Annotated in this window: 12 protein-coding genes and 1 tRNA gene; 8 read left to right on the forward strand and 5 right to left on the reverse strand. The window is 63.6% G+C overall.

Features of this window, described 5'->3' with window-relative positions:
- The first annotated feature begins 8 nt into the window (after positions 1 to 8).
- The 4 genes from FJW03_RS20700 (at position 9) to FJW03_RS20715 (ending at position 3,794) form a co-directional block, all read left to right on the forward strand.
- Positions 9 to 926: a site-specific tyrosine recombinase XerD gene (locus FJW03_RS20700; RefSeq protein WP_140764474.1), complete on the forward strand. Its 918-nt coding sequence runs from the start codon at positions 9 to 11 to the stop codon at positions 924 to 926.
- Positions 927 to 1,024: 98 nt separating this feature from the next.
- A complete protein-coding gene (locus FJW03_RS20705) occupies positions 1,025 to 1,975 on the forward strand; it encodes an acetyl-CoA carboxylase carboxyltransferase subunit alpha (RefSeq protein WP_140608701.1) in 951 nt (316 codons plus the stop codon).
- 240 nt (positions 1,976 to 2,215) lie between these two features.
- On the forward strand, positions 2,216 to 3,544 hold the full coding sequence (locus FJW03_RS20710; RefSeq protein ID WP_140764477.1) for a L,D-transpeptidase family protein: 1,329 nt from the start codon (positions 2,216 to 2,218) through the stop codon (positions 3,542 to 3,544).
- Positions 3,545 to 3,554: 10 nt separating this feature from the next.
- A complete protein-coding gene (locus FJW03_RS20715) occupies positions 3,555 to 3,794 on the forward strand; it encodes a sulfurtransferase TusA family protein (protein ID WP_140608705.1) in 240 nt (79 codons plus the stop codon).
- Positions 3,795 to 4,018: 224 nt separating this feature from the next.
- Here FJW03_RS20715 and FJW03_RS20720 read toward each other — a convergent pair whose 3' ends face one another.
- Together FJW03_RS20720 and FJW03_RS20725 are read right to left on the reverse strand one after the other, a co-directional pair.
- Positions 4,019 to 5,143 (reverse strand): CobW family GTP-binding protein, encoded by a 1,125-nt coding sequence (locus FJW03_RS20720; RefSeq protein ID WP_140764480.1) that lies wholly within the window; start codon positions 5,141 to 5,143, stop codon positions 4,019 to 4,021.
- A 3-nt stretch (positions 5,144 to 5,146) separates the two neighbouring features.
- A complete protein-coding gene (locus FJW03_RS20725) occupies positions 5,147 to 6,310 on the reverse strand; it encodes a D-alanyl-D-alanine carboxypeptidase family protein (RefSeq protein ID WP_140691642.1) in 1,164 nt (387 codons plus the stop codon).
- Positions 6,311 to 6,545: 235 nt separating this feature from the next.
- Between FJW03_RS20725 and FJW03_RS20730 the strand changes: the two genes are divergently transcribed.
- The 3 genes from FJW03_RS20730 to FJW03_RS20740 all read left to right on the forward strand — a co-directional run bounded on the left by FJW03_RS20730 (position 6,546) and on the right by FJW03_RS20740 (position 8,790).
- Positions 6,546 to 7,709, forward strand: a complete 1,164-nt coding sequence (locus FJW03_RS20730) for a M20 aminoacylase family protein (RefSeq protein WP_140691639.1) — start codon at positions 6,546 to 6,548, stop codon at positions 7,707 to 7,709.
- An 84-nt stretch (positions 7,710 to 7,793) separates the two neighbouring features.
- Positions 7,794 to 7,870 (forward strand) — tRNA-Arg (locus FJW03_RS20735).
- A 497-nt stretch (positions 7,871 to 8,367) separates the two neighbouring features.
- Positions 8,368 to 8,790: a hypothetical protein gene (locus FJW03_RS20740; RefSeq protein WP_140608731.1), complete on the forward strand. Its 423-nt coding sequence runs from the start codon at positions 8,368 to 8,370 to the stop codon at positions 8,788 to 8,790.
- A gap of 364 nt (positions 8,791 to 9,154) precedes the next feature.
- Here FJW03_RS20740 and FJW03_RS20745 read toward each other — a convergent pair whose 3' ends face one another.
- The gene (locus FJW03_RS20745) at positions 9,155 to 9,508 is read right to left on the reverse strand and encodes a cupin domain-containing protein (protein ID WP_140764483.1); all 354 of its coding nucleotides are present in this window, start codon (positions 9,506 to 9,508) and stop codon (positions 9,155 to 9,157) included.
- A 108-nt stretch (positions 9,509 to 9,616) separates the two neighbouring features.
- The gene (locus FJW03_RS20750; RefSeq protein ID WP_140764486.1) at positions 9,617 to 10,627 is read right to left on the reverse strand and encodes a sugar-binding transcriptional regulator; all 1,011 of its coding nucleotides are present in this window, start codon (positions 10,625 to 10,627) and stop codon (positions 9,617 to 9,619) included.
- Positions 10,628 to 10,782: 155 nt separating this feature from the next.
- On the opposite strand from FJW03_RS20750, the gene FJW03_RS20755 reads away from it, so the two are divergent.
- Complete coding sequence (locus tag FJW03_RS20755; protein WP_140764489.1) at positions 10,783 to 11,583, forward strand: hypothetical protein; 801 nt, start codon at positions 10,783 to 10,785, stop codon at positions 11,581 to 11,583.
- Positions 11,584 to 11,606: 23 nt separating this feature from the next.
- Here FJW03_RS20755 and ptsP read toward each other — a convergent pair whose 3' ends face one another.
- On the reverse strand, positions 11,607 to 13,592 hold the full coding sequence (gene ptsP / locus FJW03_RS20760) for a phosphoenolpyruvate--protein phosphotransferase (protein ID WP_140764492.1): 1,986 nt from the start codon (positions 13,590 to 13,592) through the stop codon (positions 11,607 to 11,609).
- Positions 13,593 to 13,688 lie beyond the last annotated feature (96 nt).

Below are 13,688 nucleotides of genomic sequence, written 5' to 3' on the forward strand. Positions count from 1 at the left end.
TGAAGGAAATGAACAGCGCCGCCCGCATCGAAGCCTTTCTGGAAATGATGAGCGCCGAGCGCGGCGCTGCCGAGAACACGCTTTCCTCCTACCGCCGCGACCTCGAGGACGCTTCGACCGAAATCGATGGCGGGCTCGCCGGTGCGGCCGCGGCCGATATCCGCGCCTATCTCGACGAGATCGCCGCGCGCGGCTTCGCGCCGACATCGCAGGCGCGCAAACTGTCCGCGATCCGTCAGTTCTTCAAGTTCCTCTATGCCGAGGGCCTGCGCGGCGACGACCCGACCGGCACGCTGGACAGCCCGAAAAAGGGCCGCCCGCTGCCCAAGACGATGAGCGAGGCCGAGACCGGCCGGCTGATCGACCGTGCGGCCCTCGAGGCCAGCGATCCCGGGCTTGGCCATGGCGACAGGCTGGCGGAGCTGCGCCTGCATGCCTTGGTCGAAGTGCTCTACGCCACCGGACTGCGCGTTTCCGAGCTTGTCGGCTTGCCTGTAACGGTGGCGCAGCGGGATGACCGTTTCTTCATGGTGCGCGGCAAGGGCGACAAGGAGCGCATGGTGCCGCTGTCGGGCAAGGCGCGCGCGGCCATGCGTGCCTGGCTTGCCGCCCGGGCCGGGGTGCCCGCTTTCGCCGAAAGCCCGTTCCTGTTTCCGGCAGCATCCGACAGCGGCTATCTCTCGCGCCAGGTCTTTGCCCGCAACCTCAAAGGACTGGCGGCGCGCGCCGGCATCGCCTCGGCCAAGATATCGCCGCATGTGCTGCGCCATGCTTTCGCCAGTCATCTCCTGCAGAACGGCGCCGACCTCAGGGCCGTGCAGCAGCTGCTTGGCCATGCCGACATATCGACGACACAGATTTACACCCATGTGCTGGAAGAGCGGCTGGTGCGGCTGGTCAACGATCATCACCCGCTTGCCGACTAGGCCTCATATCGCTATGTGAGGACGACATTTCACTGCCCGGAGCCTTGGTTTCAAGGGTTCCGCGGTCCTTGCCTTCCGACGTATCGGTCCGCTCAAGCATGTACAATTACCTCGATTTCGAAAAGCCGGTGCAGGATCTTGAGCTCAAGATCCTCGAGCTGAAGAAGCTTGCCGAGAACGGCGAGGCGGTCGATGTCGCCGATGAGATCACCCGGTTGGAAAAGCGGTCGCGCGATGCCTTGCGCGATCTCTACAAGGCGCTGACGCCGTGGCAGAAGGTGCAGGTGGCGCGCCACTCCGACAGGCCGCATTGCGTCGACTACATCAAGGGCCTGTTCAGTGACTTCACGCCGCTCGCCGGCGACCGCAATTTCGGCGAGGACCAGGCGATCGTCGGCGGTTTCGCCCGTTTCCGCGGCGAGCCGGTGGCGATCATCGGCCAGGAAAAGGGTTCGGACACGACAAGCCGCCTGAAGCACAATTTCGGTTCTGTGCGCCCCGAGGGTTATCGCAAGGCCGTGCGGCTGATGGAGCTTGCCGACCGCTTCAAGATTCCGCTCCTGACGCTGGTCGACACCGCGGGCGCCTATCCCGGCGTCGGTGCCGAAGAGCGCGGCCAGGCCGAAGCCATTGCCCGCTCGACCTCGGCCTGCCTTGCGCTCAAGGTACCTTCGATCTCCGTGGTCATCGGCGAAGGCGGCTCGGGCGGCGCCATCGCCATCGCCACCGCCAATCGCGTCTATATGCTCGAACATGCCATCTATTCGGTGATTTCGCCGGAGGGTGCGGCTTCGATCCTGTGGCGCGACACCACGCGCTCCAAGGACGCGGCGACCAACATGAAGATCACCGCGCAGGATCTTTTGGAACTGAAGATCATCGACGCCATCATCCCCGAGCCGATGGGCGGCGCCCAGCGTGCGCCCGAGAAGGTGATTGCCGCGACTGGCGACCTCATCGCCAAGACGATGAAGGAATTCGCCGGCGCCAACACCGATTTCCGCGAACAGCGCCGCGAGAAATACCTGGCGATGGGCCGCAGCCTCTGACCGCCTGACAGCGCAAAGAGGCCATCGGAAGCTGCCTGCCCACCGCAATGTGGCGGCAATGAGCGCTTTCGCCACAAAAATGCCGCCGGATTCGGTTCAATGAAATTGCCGTGAGGGGTTGGTCGAAGCTTGCGGTAAGGAATTTTCAAGGTTAACGGGCTTACGGTCCGTCGGTGTTCAGCATGCGGGCTTGGCTGTTGCGAAGCCATTGGCCCGAGGAAAAAAGACATAGCCCTATCCATGTTTGCCAAGCTCGCCCGCACCGGAGTCGTCGCCGCCTCGATAGCCATCGCCGGCTGCAATGATTCGTCGATGAAGGATTTTGCGCCTGAGGCCAACAAGCCGCTGCCCGACAAGATCCTGGCCGACATGAGGGCCAAGGGCATGGTGCGCACCTCTTCGGTGATGGCGCGTATCTTCAAGGAAGAGGGCAAGCTGGAGATCTGGAAGGCCAAGACCAACGGCCGCTACGACATGGTGGCGAGCTACGACATCTGCAAATGGTCGGGCAAGCTCGGACCGAAATACACCGAAGGCGACCGCCAGGCGCCGGAAGGCTTCTACACGGTCCGTCCGGCGCAGATGAATCCGCGCTCGAACTACCATCTGTCCTTCAACATCGGTTTTCCCAACGCCTATGACCGCGCCAACGGCCGCACTGGCCAGAATCTGATGGTGCACGGCGCCTGTTCGTCGTCGGGCTGCTATTCGATGACGGACGCGCAGATCGAGCAGATTTATGCCTTCGGCCGCGACGCCTTCCAGGGTGGCCAGACCGAATTCCAGGTTCAGGCCTTCCCGTTCCGCATGACCGCCGCCAACATGGCGCGCTACCGCAACGACCCGAACTATGAATTCTGGAAGATGCTGAAGGTCGGCTACGACAATTTCGAGATCACCAAGGTGCCGCCGAAGGTTGATGTCTGCGAGAAACGCTATGTCTTCAACCAGGTCGCCCCCGAAGGCACGACCTTCAATCCAACCGGCCCCTGCCCGGCGATGTCGCAGCCGGATTCTCTCAAGACGGCCTACGCCGATTATGAGAAAAGCTATGACGCGGCATTCGGCAGCGCGCTGAAATCCAGTACGCCCGCCCCCAAGCCGACCATCGCCGGCGTCAAGGAAGCCAGCATCGTCTCCGACTGGTCCAAGCGCCGGGCGCGCGGCGAGCGCGTGCCGATCGACCCGCCGTCAGTCAACGCCGACGGCTCGGTGACCGAGACGACCCGCATGGGCCGCATCGATTCGCCCGCTGGCCGCAAGATGGCGGCACTTGATGCCGAAAAAGCCGCCAAGCAGAAGGCCGAGGAACAGAGGCTGGCTGCCATAGAGGCGGCCAAGCAAGCCAAGGAAGCCGCCAAGGCACAGGCTCTGGCCGAAAAGGAAGCCGCCAAGGCGCAAGCTGTGGCTGAAAAGGAAGCAGCCAAGCAAGCCAAGCAAGCCCCTGTCGCCACGGCGACCATCGCCGCCCCCACCGAGGCGCCACCGGCCGAAACGCAGGCGGCGAGCGCCGAGGAGAGCCGGGTTACCAAGCTGAAGAACAAGCTGCTCGGCATGTTCGGCGGCTGAGGTTTTCACCTTGGCCGAAGTGACAGCCATCTACGACCTCAAGGGGCTGAACTGCCCCCTGCCCGTGTTGAAAGCGAAAAAGCGTCTGGCCGGGATGCAGCCGGGCGGCCGGCTCTGGCTTGAGACCACCGATCCGCTGGCTGTCATCGACATCCCGGCATTCTGCGCCGATAGCGGCCATCAACTGATCGAGACTTCAGCCATTTCCGGTGGCCACCGCTTTCTGGTCGAGCGCGGCGAGACGATCTGAGAGCGCTTTCTGCAGGGTTGGCGCTGCCCTCATTACCCCGCCGGGCATTTCTCCCGTAGAGTAACGGGGAGAAAGACGCTGCCGCCGACCGCTTCGCCAACCGCCAGCGTTGTAGAAGCACCGGCGTTGCGGCCATCTCCCTTCTCCCCGTCACTATACGCCGAGAAGGTGGCGGCAGATGAGGCGCGGCGCGACGTTATGAGAATTGATTGGACCCGAAAGCGCTACCGCCCGGCGATCGCCAGCGGATTGTTTTCCAACGCCGCGCGGTCGGGCGTGTCGATCGATGGCTGGTTGGTGAAGGCGGCGAACAGCCGGCGCACATAGTCTTCCGGCATGTCCAGCGTGATCAGCACCAGCCGCGTGCCTCGCTGGCCGTCCGGCCAGGAAGGCAGCCGCGCCGGCGGATGCAGGATTTTCTGCACGCCATGTACGACCAGCGGCCGCGACGGATCTTCCTTGAGTTCGATGACCCCCTTCATGCGCAGCAGGCGCTCGCCATGCGCGGAACGCAAAAGGTCGAGGAACATCTCGATCGCCGAGAATGGCACCGGACCGTCATGCACCAGCGAATAGGAGCGCACGCGCTGATCGTGCCGGTGGCCATGATGGTGACCATGATCATGACCATGACCGTGATCATGGTCACCATGGTGGTGATGGTCGTGATCGTGCGCCGCCTCCTCGCCGAGCCAGCGCCGCACGTCGGCGGATTTGGTGGCGGGATTGTAAAGGCCGCAGTCAAACAGCGCCGCGACGCCTGTCCCAGTATCGGCGGCATCAAGCAGTTCGGCACCCGGGTTGATCTGCCGCAGGCGTGCCCGCAACCTGTCGAGGTCAGCGGGATCGGTCACCAGCTCGGCCTTGCTCAAGACGATGCGGTCGGCGACCGCGACCTGCTTGACCGCCTCGACATGGGCGTCGAACGTGGCATTGCCATTGACGGCATCGACCAAAGTGATGACGCCGTCGAGCCGGAAGGCCTGGACCAGCGCCGGATGCGCCATGACCGACTGCAGCACCGGCGCCGGATCGGCAAGCCCCGTGGTCTCGACGATGACGCGCGCGAGCCGGGCGAGGCGGCCGGTCTGCAGCCGGTCGACCAGGTCGGCCAGCGTGTCGACCAGTTCGCCGCGCACCGTGCAGCACAGGCAGCCGTCCGAAAGCTGGATGATGCCGTCGGACGCCTGCTCCACCAGCAGATGGTCGATCGCCACCTCGCCATATTCATTGATGATGACCGCCGTGTCGGCCAGCGCCGGATCCTTCAGGAGCCGGTTGAGCAGCGTCGTCTTGCCGGCGCCGAGAAAGCCGGTCAGCACCGAGACGGGAACGGGGAAGCCGCTCATTGGCTAATTCGCGGCTTTGACCGGCTGGTCGCCCTGGGCAGCCGAACCCGCCATGGTCGGACCGGCGCCGGCCGGCACCGGCATGTCAGGCCGCCAGCTTGGGATCGGCACGTCGGCATACTGCTGCTCGCCCTCGTCGAGCATCGCCTTCGGTGCCGGACCGGTGGCGCCGCCGAGGCCGACGGCAACCAGCGTCGGCACATGATCGAGCTTCTCCCGATAAGGCGATTTCGACCCGTCCTTGGCGGCCGCTGGCGGCGCCTCGGACTGCTCCTCCCGCTTCCTCTTCTTGCAGATCTCGTCATGCATGTCGTTGGGAGAGACGGTGTCGCCGTAAGGCGCCAGCGTCGTGATTGTCGTAGAGCCGGCGTCCGGCGTGTCAAAACCCTGGTCGAGCAGCCTGGCCGCGGCTTGGGCACGGCTGACCGCCGATTTCTCGCCGAGCACAACCGCCACCAGCGTGCGGCCGTTGCGGGTCGCCGAGCCGATCATGTTGAATCCGGAAGAGCAGACAAAGCCTGTCTTCATGCCATCGGCGCCGGGATAGCGGCCGATCAGGAGATTGTAGTTCGGGATCGCCTTCTTGCCGACCGCAAGCCCCTCGATAGAGAACCACGGCGCATATTGCGGAAACTCGCGGCGGATCGCCATCACCAGGATCGAAAGGTCGCGCGCCGTCGTGTACTGGTCGGGCGAGTAGAGGCCGTTCGGATTGACGAAATGGGTGCCGTTCATACCGAGCCGGGCCGCTTCGGCGTTCATGCGTTCGGCGAAGGCGGCTTGCGAGCCGCCGACATTCTCGCCGACAGCCATGGCGATGTCGTTGGCCGACTTGACCAGCATCATCTTCAGCGCATTGTCGAGCCGCATCACCGAACCCGGCTTGAAGCCCATCTTGCTCGGCGGCTCGGCGGCGGAATGTTTCGTCACCTTGATCGGCGAATCAAGCTGGACTTCACCGGCCGCGATCGCCCGGAAGGTCACGTAAGCGGTCATCAGCTTGCTGAGCGAGGCCGGATACCAGCGCTTGAACGCATCCTGCTGCTGCAGGATCTGGCCGCTTTTCAGGTCGAAGACAACCACCGGATTGGCCAGCGCCGGCCCGGCCAGGACCGACAGCACGATTGCGCCGGCCGAGAATAGTCTGAGGAAATGCCTGTGCCGCATGATCTAATCCGAAATCGCCTCTTGCCCTGATTGCCCCTGGCTCCGTAAGATTTCGTTACGTGACCGCCAGCATAATGGGTCCGCCCCTCAAAAACGGACCGCATCGTCGCGGTGCTATTTACCCTATGTGACGCCAACATGGCAAAGTGCCTGACAATCACAATTGCAGAACACCGGGCACAATTGCAAAATACCCGGCTGAAACCGGCCGCTCCAACAACGAAATGGAACCATCATGCCAATCCTGAACCGCGCCGCCGAAATGCAGGACGAAGTTGCCGGCTGGCGCCGGCATCTGCACCAGACGCCGGAGCTGAACTTCGATGTCTTCAAGACGGCGGCCTTCGTCGCCGAAAAGCTGAAGGAGTTCGGTTGCGACGACGTGGTGACCGGCCTTGGCAAGACCGGCGTCGTCGGCATCATCCGCGGCCGTCAGGGCGAAGGCACCACAATCGGCCTGCGCGCCGACATGGATGCGCTCCCGCTCAACGAGATACCGGGCAAACCCTACGCTTCGACCGTTCCCGGCAAGATGCATGCCTGCGGCCATGACGGCCATACCGCGATGCTGCTCGGTGCCGCGAAATACCTTGCCGAGACACGCAATTTCGCCGGCTCGGTGGCGGTGATCTTCCAGCCGGCGGAGGAAGGCGGCGGCGGCGGCCACGAGATGGTCAAGGACGGCATGATGGAGCGCTTCGACATCTCCAGGGTGTTCGGCATGCACAACATGCCGGGCCTGCCTGTCGGACAGTTCGCCATCCGCCCAGGCCCGATCATGGCGGCGACGGCCGAATTCACCATCACCGTGAAGGGCCGGGGCGGCCATGCCGCGATGCCGCATGGCACGATCGATCCGATCGTCATCGCCAGCCAGTTGGTCGGCGCGCTCCAGACGATCGCCTCGCGCAGCACCGATCCAGTCGAAGCCGTGGTTGTCTCGGTGACCAAGTTTCATGCCGGCGACGCCTACAACATCATTCCCGAATCGGCCGAGATCGCCGGCACCGTGCGCACCTTGCGCAAGGAGGTCGCCAGGAAGTCGGAAGAGCGCATCCGTGCCATCTGCGAGGGCCTGGCGACCGCCTTCGGCGCCAGGATCGAAGTCGACTACGATGCCAACTACCCGGTGACGTTCAACCACGCGGAAGAGACCGTCTTCGCCAGCGACGTTGCGGCCGACGTGGCGGGCGACGCCCATGTCCACCGGGGCATCCAGCCGGTGATGGGCGGCGAGGATTTCTCCTACATGCTGGAAGCCCGGCCCGGCGCCTTCATCTTCATCGGCAATGGCGATACGGCCGGTCTCCACAACCCGGCCTACGACTTCAACGACGAAGCCATCCCCCACGGCATGAGCTACTGGGTGAAGCTGGCGGAAACGGCGCTGGCCGCCTGACGGCTGGCCTGCGGGTGCCGGCCGAATTGCCTTCGGCCGGCCTCTTGGCGAAACGGTCCGAAGCGGCTATGTGTCGGGCCGCGTGGTCCCGTAGCTCAGTAGGATAGAGCGGCAGATTCCTAATCTGTAGGTCACAGGTTCGATTCCTGTCGGGATCACCACGCAATTTCAGCTGCTTATGAAGTGCTGCCGTACTTTTCCGCGAGTTAGTACGGCGAATTCTGCCGTCAGTCGGCGAGCTATGCTCGTCAAGAAACTCCTCGGAAGGCGGCAATCAGGACCACTCACCCAAGATTTCCGCAAGCTGGGTTTTCGTTTCGCGGAAGACCTCGGTCTCGCCAACAAGGCGAGCTTTGCCTGATCCCAACGGCGATTCAGCAGCGGCCAACGAACCGAACGGCGATCGCTGAATTTTGCCTCCAAGGCTGTCGCAGGAGAGGCAGTTGAGCCCCGCCGTTCCAGAACTTGTGGCGCGATGATCCAGGCGTCGACAGCCTTTCGTGCCAGGGGAATCCCCCAGACCTGGCCGCAGTGACATTCATTTTATCGACACCATGGAACTTTGGCGAGAAAGCGGGGTTCAGAAGCGTGGCGATGGCGACCGGGCCTGTCGTTATCTCGGAAAATGAGGACAATCTGGCTCAACAGGAGCTTGACCATGAAACACCAGACACTCGAACAACTGAACGTTATCGCAGAGGTGAACGCGGAATTTCCAACAATGACGCGCAGACAGCGCCTGGAGCGCTGGGCAAATCTCCTCGAGCGCCAACCGGAACGATGCCTGAGCGCGCTTCCCGGCACCGAATACATGAGTGCCAGGGAGCGCAACGAAGCGCATTGCCTGGCATCGCCGATCAGCATTGCGTTCGAAGATCCGATCCTGCGGGCGCAGGGCCTTGAAGACGACACCTACGGCGCGGCGCGGCGTTTTTTTGAACTGTCCAACTGGCAATTGCATCGCATCGTTTGCCATTGTCATGTCGGTGCGACGATGAAGGCCGGATGGGTCGCACTTGGTGTGCGGGCCGCCATGAATGACGGTGTCTTTGCCAAGCTTAGAGCCCTGTTCAGGAGTTGAGACAAAGCAGGTCGACAGGCCGGTCTGATGGCCGCACCAACCGGCGCCATAGTCCCTTCAGTTGACCTGCTACAATCGCTCGACCGAGCGTTTACTTGCTGCGTCCGGTGCGTCCCGCCGCGGCGGCGCCTCCTCATGTCTGCTCGCGGCCTCCGAATGCAGTCCGTTCTTCCTGAACCACGGAAACGGAGGAGGCGTTATCAACCTACTGAACGCGACCAGGAGTCAGACTTGGCTTCAACGCGAGCATCCGGTCGTTGAACGGGGCACTGAAGCAACCTCTCGAAACGAATGAGGCAAAGAAAAAGCCCGCTATGGCAAACCATGACGGGCTTCTTCATGTCTCGAAGCCGATCGGGCCGCCTCAGCCGACCCTGACCACGAAGTGCTTGGTCACCGGTTCGATGATCTTCCAGGTACCCTTGAAATCGGCTTCCACGACGAAGGCGTCGCCGGGGCCGACCTCGACGGGCGTGCCGCCGTCGGGGGTGATGATGACGCGGCCGGCGATCATATGCACGAACTCATAGTCGGTGTAGGTCGCGTGATAGGTGCCGGGCGTCGCCCGCCAGGTTCCCGACATCACCTTGCCGTCCTCTGTCGTGTGCTGGACGGCGGTTTGCATGGTCGGTCTGCCTTCGACCGCGATCCAGCCGGGTAGATCGCCAGCTTCCGCGTGCTCCACCGCGCCAAATTTAAGGATCGTCTTGTTTGTCATGCCGGGCTCCGTTTGCTTCATCTGTCCGAGAGGTCGGATAGCCGATGCACATGACGGGAGCAATGCGTGCACCGCTAAAACCACTAGCCGGACTGCACCTCGGCGCCTTCAGCTCTCGCTGGCCGCCTCGAGCATGCGCCTTGCGCTCTCCTCATCGGTGATCAGGATTGTCGGCGCTATCAGGTTCATGGCACCGAGCAGAGCTTCGATCTTCTCCTCGCCGCCGGAGGTCAGGATGCGGATCGGCGCCTTGCGCAGCCGGTCGACATCCACCGACATCACCAGGCTGTTGATCGGATGATCGACCAGATCGCCATTGCGGTCGAAGAAATGGAACAACAGATCGCCGACAGCCCCGCGCGACACCAGCGCCTCGCGCTCCGCCTCCTTGAGGAAGCCACCGCGATAGAAGGTGGTCGCCGAGGCAATGCCGCCGATCGAGAGCAGCACGGCATCGAGCGTGTCGGCCATCTCGAAAATTTCCTGCAGGCCGCATCGTTCGACAAGCGCGATCTTGGTTTCGACACTGTCGACGACGGCGGGCGTGGGTATCAGGTAGCCGTCGCCCTGGAAGACCTGGGCGAAACGCCAGGCGAACTCCGCCGGGTTGTAACGCCGCGCGACGCCGACGCCGCCCAGCAGCGAAATGACCTTGAAATCGGTGAGCGATTTGGCGCTGATGAACGGCAGGCTTGACAACAATGTCCGGCCCCAGCCAACGCCGACGCGCATGCCTGACTTCATCGTGTCGGACAGGAAAATACCGGTCCTGGCGCTGATCGCGGGGATCGGATCGGCATTGGGGGCAGTGAGCGGCGCCACCAGCGCCTGCTGCAGGCCGAACGTGCGCTCCAGCGCGCGCTCCAGCCGCACGATCTCCGACAATTCGCTCTCGATGGTGATCTTCACCTCGTTGCGCGAGCGCGCCTCCGCCAGCATGCGCACGATGGTGACGCGGCCGACGCCGAGCACGTCGGCGATCTCGTTCTGCGTCATCTGCTCGACGAAATACATCCAGGCGGCCCGAATCCTAAGGCGGTCCGTTCGGCTTTCATTGACGACCTGCTCGGTCGCTTCGGCCCCTGCCCGCCCCTCGTCGGTTTGTCGTCGCCTGCCCAAATGAACCTCCCGCGCGGCACCGGGCGCATGCGCCGTCGCCGATTCTGCATGCTGGTCTAGTATCGCCTATTGATCTACCAATCGATAGGAACGATGTAGAGTGTGTGGCCGGCCCTTGCTGGCGGCCCTCCACTGCACTTTCGAGGCAAACCGCGATGTTGCGCCAGATCTCCGAAGACGTCCGCGTCAACTTGAAGGACCGGCTGCGGGAAATCCGCGACATCATCCGCCAGAGCCGTCATGACGGCAGCGGCGACGCCAGCATCCTGCGCGAAGCCACCAGCCATTTGCCGCCGTTTCCGGGCAAGGGCATCGAAGGCCTGCTCAGCCATGCCGCGAGCGCCTTCGACGAAGCGCTGTCGATCGCCGAATCCTTTGTCCCGCATGAGCGTCCGATCAATGTGGACGGCACGACCGTAAAGGGCCTTGGCACCTATTTCCCGACCGGGAACGAAGAGCGGCAGCTGGGCGCCGAGCGCATGTTCCGGCGCGACATGTACTATCTGACCAAGGCGGTGCTCGCCGGGTTGAAAATAGACCATGCCCGCATCCATGAAGCCGATTTTGCCGCTGCCCACGCCGCCATGCGCAAACGCCATGGCGATCTGTTGACCGCCCTGGCCGCCCCGGGTGCGGGACTGCAAGCAATTGCATCGACCTGCGCTGCGCTGCTGGTCGCGTTGCTCAACCAGCATCCGGTCCACTTTGGCGAAGCCGCGCCGGAAACGGCTGCGGTCGGCGGCCGGGCACTCGAGATCAGCTGCCTGGCGCCGGTCGTTCTGGCCTGCGGCCTGGCGACAACCGGCCGCGACGGCGCGCCGGAGCCGGACATACTTGAGATCGCGATCCTGGCCGCCGATATCCGTCACGACCGGATCGTCCAGGCCTGCGCCAAGGCAAGCCCGGTCGAGGAACTGACACCTGTCTTCGCCACCTTGCTTGCCCACTTGCCGTAAGCTCCAGCAGCGGTTCCGGAACTCTATTCCCCGGCCACCATGGCCGTGATCGTTTTCTTGGCGCGCTGGATCGAGGCCGGGCTCATCGAAAGCTCGGTCAGGCCCATCTTGATGAAGGCCGGGATCAGATCCGGCCGGCCCGCCGCCTCGCCGCACATACCCACCATGATGCCTGCCGAAATACCGGCTTTTGCCGTCAGCTCGATCGCCGACATGACGGCCGGATTGGTGACGTCGTTGAGCTTCGCCACTGTCGGATTGAGCCGGTCGGCGGCCATGATGTATTGGGTCAGGTCATTGGTGCCGATCGAGAAGAAAGCCACCTCCTTGGCCAGCGCCGGCGCGATCAGCACCGCCGCCGGGGTCTCGATCATCACGCCGAGATCGAACGTCGCATATGGCACGCCTTCCGCCTTCAGTTCGGCGGCGCATTCATCGATCAGCACCCTTGTCCGCCTCACCTCGTCAATGTCGGCGACCATCGGCAGCATCACCTTGACGTTGCCATGCGCGGCTGCCCGCAGCAGCGCCCTGAGCTGGCGCTTGAAGATATCGGGCCGGTCGAGGCACATGCGGATGCCGCGCCAGCCGAGGAAGGGGTTCTCCTCGTCGGGAAACTCGATGCCGGCGATCGGCTTGTCACCGCCGATGTCGAGCGTGCGCACGATGACAGGATAGGGCGCGAAGGCCTTGGCCAGCGCCGCATAAGTCTCAGCCTGCATATCTTCCGAGGGAAGGTGCATATGGCGCATGAACAGAAGCTCGGTGCGGAAAAGGCCGACACCCATGGCGCCGGCCTCCTGGGCCGCCTCGATTTCCTCGAGCGAGCCGATATTGGCCGCGACCTCGATAACCCTTCCGTCGGCGCGTTTCGGCGTCACCGTCTTGAAGGCGGTCAGGCCGGCACGCTCCTTTGCAGCCGCTTCGACGCGGCCGGCGAAGTCGGCGCGCGTCGCCGCGTCGGGATCGATGATCACATGCCCGGTGTTGCCGTCGAGCGCCACTTCATGTGCCGAACGCAAGGCATTGACCTGGTCGCCAAGGCCCAGCACCGCCGGGATGCCGTGTGAGCGGGCGATGATGGCGATATGCGAAGTGGCGCCGCCATGGCCGCACACAACGCCGCCGATGCGTTTCAAGGGAGCGCGCGCCAGGTCCCAGGCGCCGATGTCGTCGGCGATGAGAATGGCGCCCTCGGGGATGTTTTCGAGGCTGACATCGTCCTGCCCGAGCAGCACCAGGCAGATCTGCCGTCCGACCGCATGGACATCGTCCGCCCGCGCATTGAGATAGTGATCATCGACGGCGCTGAAATCGGCGGCGATGGTGGACGCGGCGGTGATAACGGCCGAGACCGCGTCATTACCGCCCTTGATCGCCTTCTCGGCCTCGCCGGTCAGGCTATCGTCGGCGGCGATATCGCGAAGCGCCGCGACGATGCCTCGGTCGCCGGCCGACAGGCTGTCCTGCGCCAGGGCCCGGTCCATACGCGCCTGGACGGCGGCGACGGCGGCGCGGAACCTGTCGATCTCAGCGGCGATCTCGTCGGCCTGCAGCATGCGGCCCTGCCCGGCGATCTCCGGCGGGAAATGCGCGAAGGCCGGGCCGATCGCGACGCCCTCGCTTGCGGCGACACCGCGCAGGCCATTTGTCTGGCCAGGTGCGGAAGTTGCCGATTGGGGCGCTGGCGCGGGTGCCGCTTCCTGCCCGGCATCATTCGCCGGGCTCTGCGTTTCCGCTTCATCGTCAAGACCCGCCTTGGGGTTCTCGAGATAGCCGATCAGCGCCTCGATAGCTTCGATGGCGTCGGCGCCGTTCGCCCGCACGGTAACTTCCTGGTTTTCCTTGACCGCCAGCAGCATCAGCTTGACCGAACTCTTGGCGCTGACCGCCTTGCCGTCCTTGACCAGCTCGACATCGGATTCGAAACCCTTGGCGAGCTTGACGAACCGCGTGGCGGGACGGGCGTGTAAACCTTCATGCACTCTGACGATGGTCGAGCGTTCCATGGCAAATACTCTGCTTTTTCTAGAGCAGTTTCGGCGTTTCAAGGGAACGGCGAACTGCTCTAACTCTTTGTTTTGACGCGAATCCGGACGGAAAAC

The sequence above is a fragment of the Mesorhizobium sp. B4-1-4 genome (genome assembly GCF_006439395.2).
GTDB lineage: Bacteria > Pseudomonadota > Alphaproteobacteria > Rhizobiales > Rhizobiaceae > Mesorhizobium.

What these genes read in the sequence shown, in the direction of transcription:
- FJW03_RS20725 (WP_140691642.1), bottom strand. Translation starts at nt 6,310, where the DNA reads ATGCGGCACAGGCATTTCCTCAGACTATTCTCGGCCGGCGCAATCGTG.
- FJW03_RS20705 (WP_140608701.1), top strand. Translation starts at nt 1,025, where the DNA reads ATGTACAATTACCTCGATTTCGAAAAGCCGGTGCAGGATCTTGAGCTC.
- FJW03_RS20755 (WP_140764489.1), top strand. Translation starts at nt 10,783, where the DNA reads ATGTTGCGCCAGATCTCCGAAGACGTCCGCGTCAACTTGAAGGACCGG.
- FJW03_RS20720 (WP_140764480.1), bottom strand. Translation starts at nt 5,143, where the DNA reads ATGAGCGGCTTCCCCGTTCCCGTCTCGGTGCTGACCGGCTTTCTCGGC.
- FJW03_RS20730 (WP_140691639.1), top strand. Translation starts at nt 6,546, where the DNA reads ATGCCAATCCTGAACCGCGCCGCCGAAATGCAGGACGAAGTTGCCGGC.
- FJW03_RS20700 (WP_140764474.1), top strand. Translation starts at nt 9, where the DNA reads ATGAACAGCGCCGCCCGCATCGAAGCCTTTCTGGAAATGATGAGCGCC.
- FJW03_RS20710 (WP_140764477.1), top strand. Translation starts at nt 2,216, where the DNA reads ATGTTTGCCAAGCTCGCCCGCACCGGAGTCGTCGCCGCCTCGATAGCC.
- FJW03_RS20745 (WP_140764483.1), bottom strand. Translation starts at nt 9,508, where the DNA reads ATGACAAACAAGACGATCCTTAAATTTGGCGCGGTGGAGCACGCGGAA.
- ptsP (WP_140764492.1), bottom strand. Translation starts at nt 13,592, where the DNA reads ATGGAACGCTCGACCATCGTCAGAGTGCATGAAGGTTTACACGCCCGT.
- FJW03_RS20740 (WP_140608731.1), top strand. Translation starts at nt 8,368, where the DNA reads ATGAAACACCAGACACTCGAACAACTGAACGTTATCGCAGAGGTGAAC.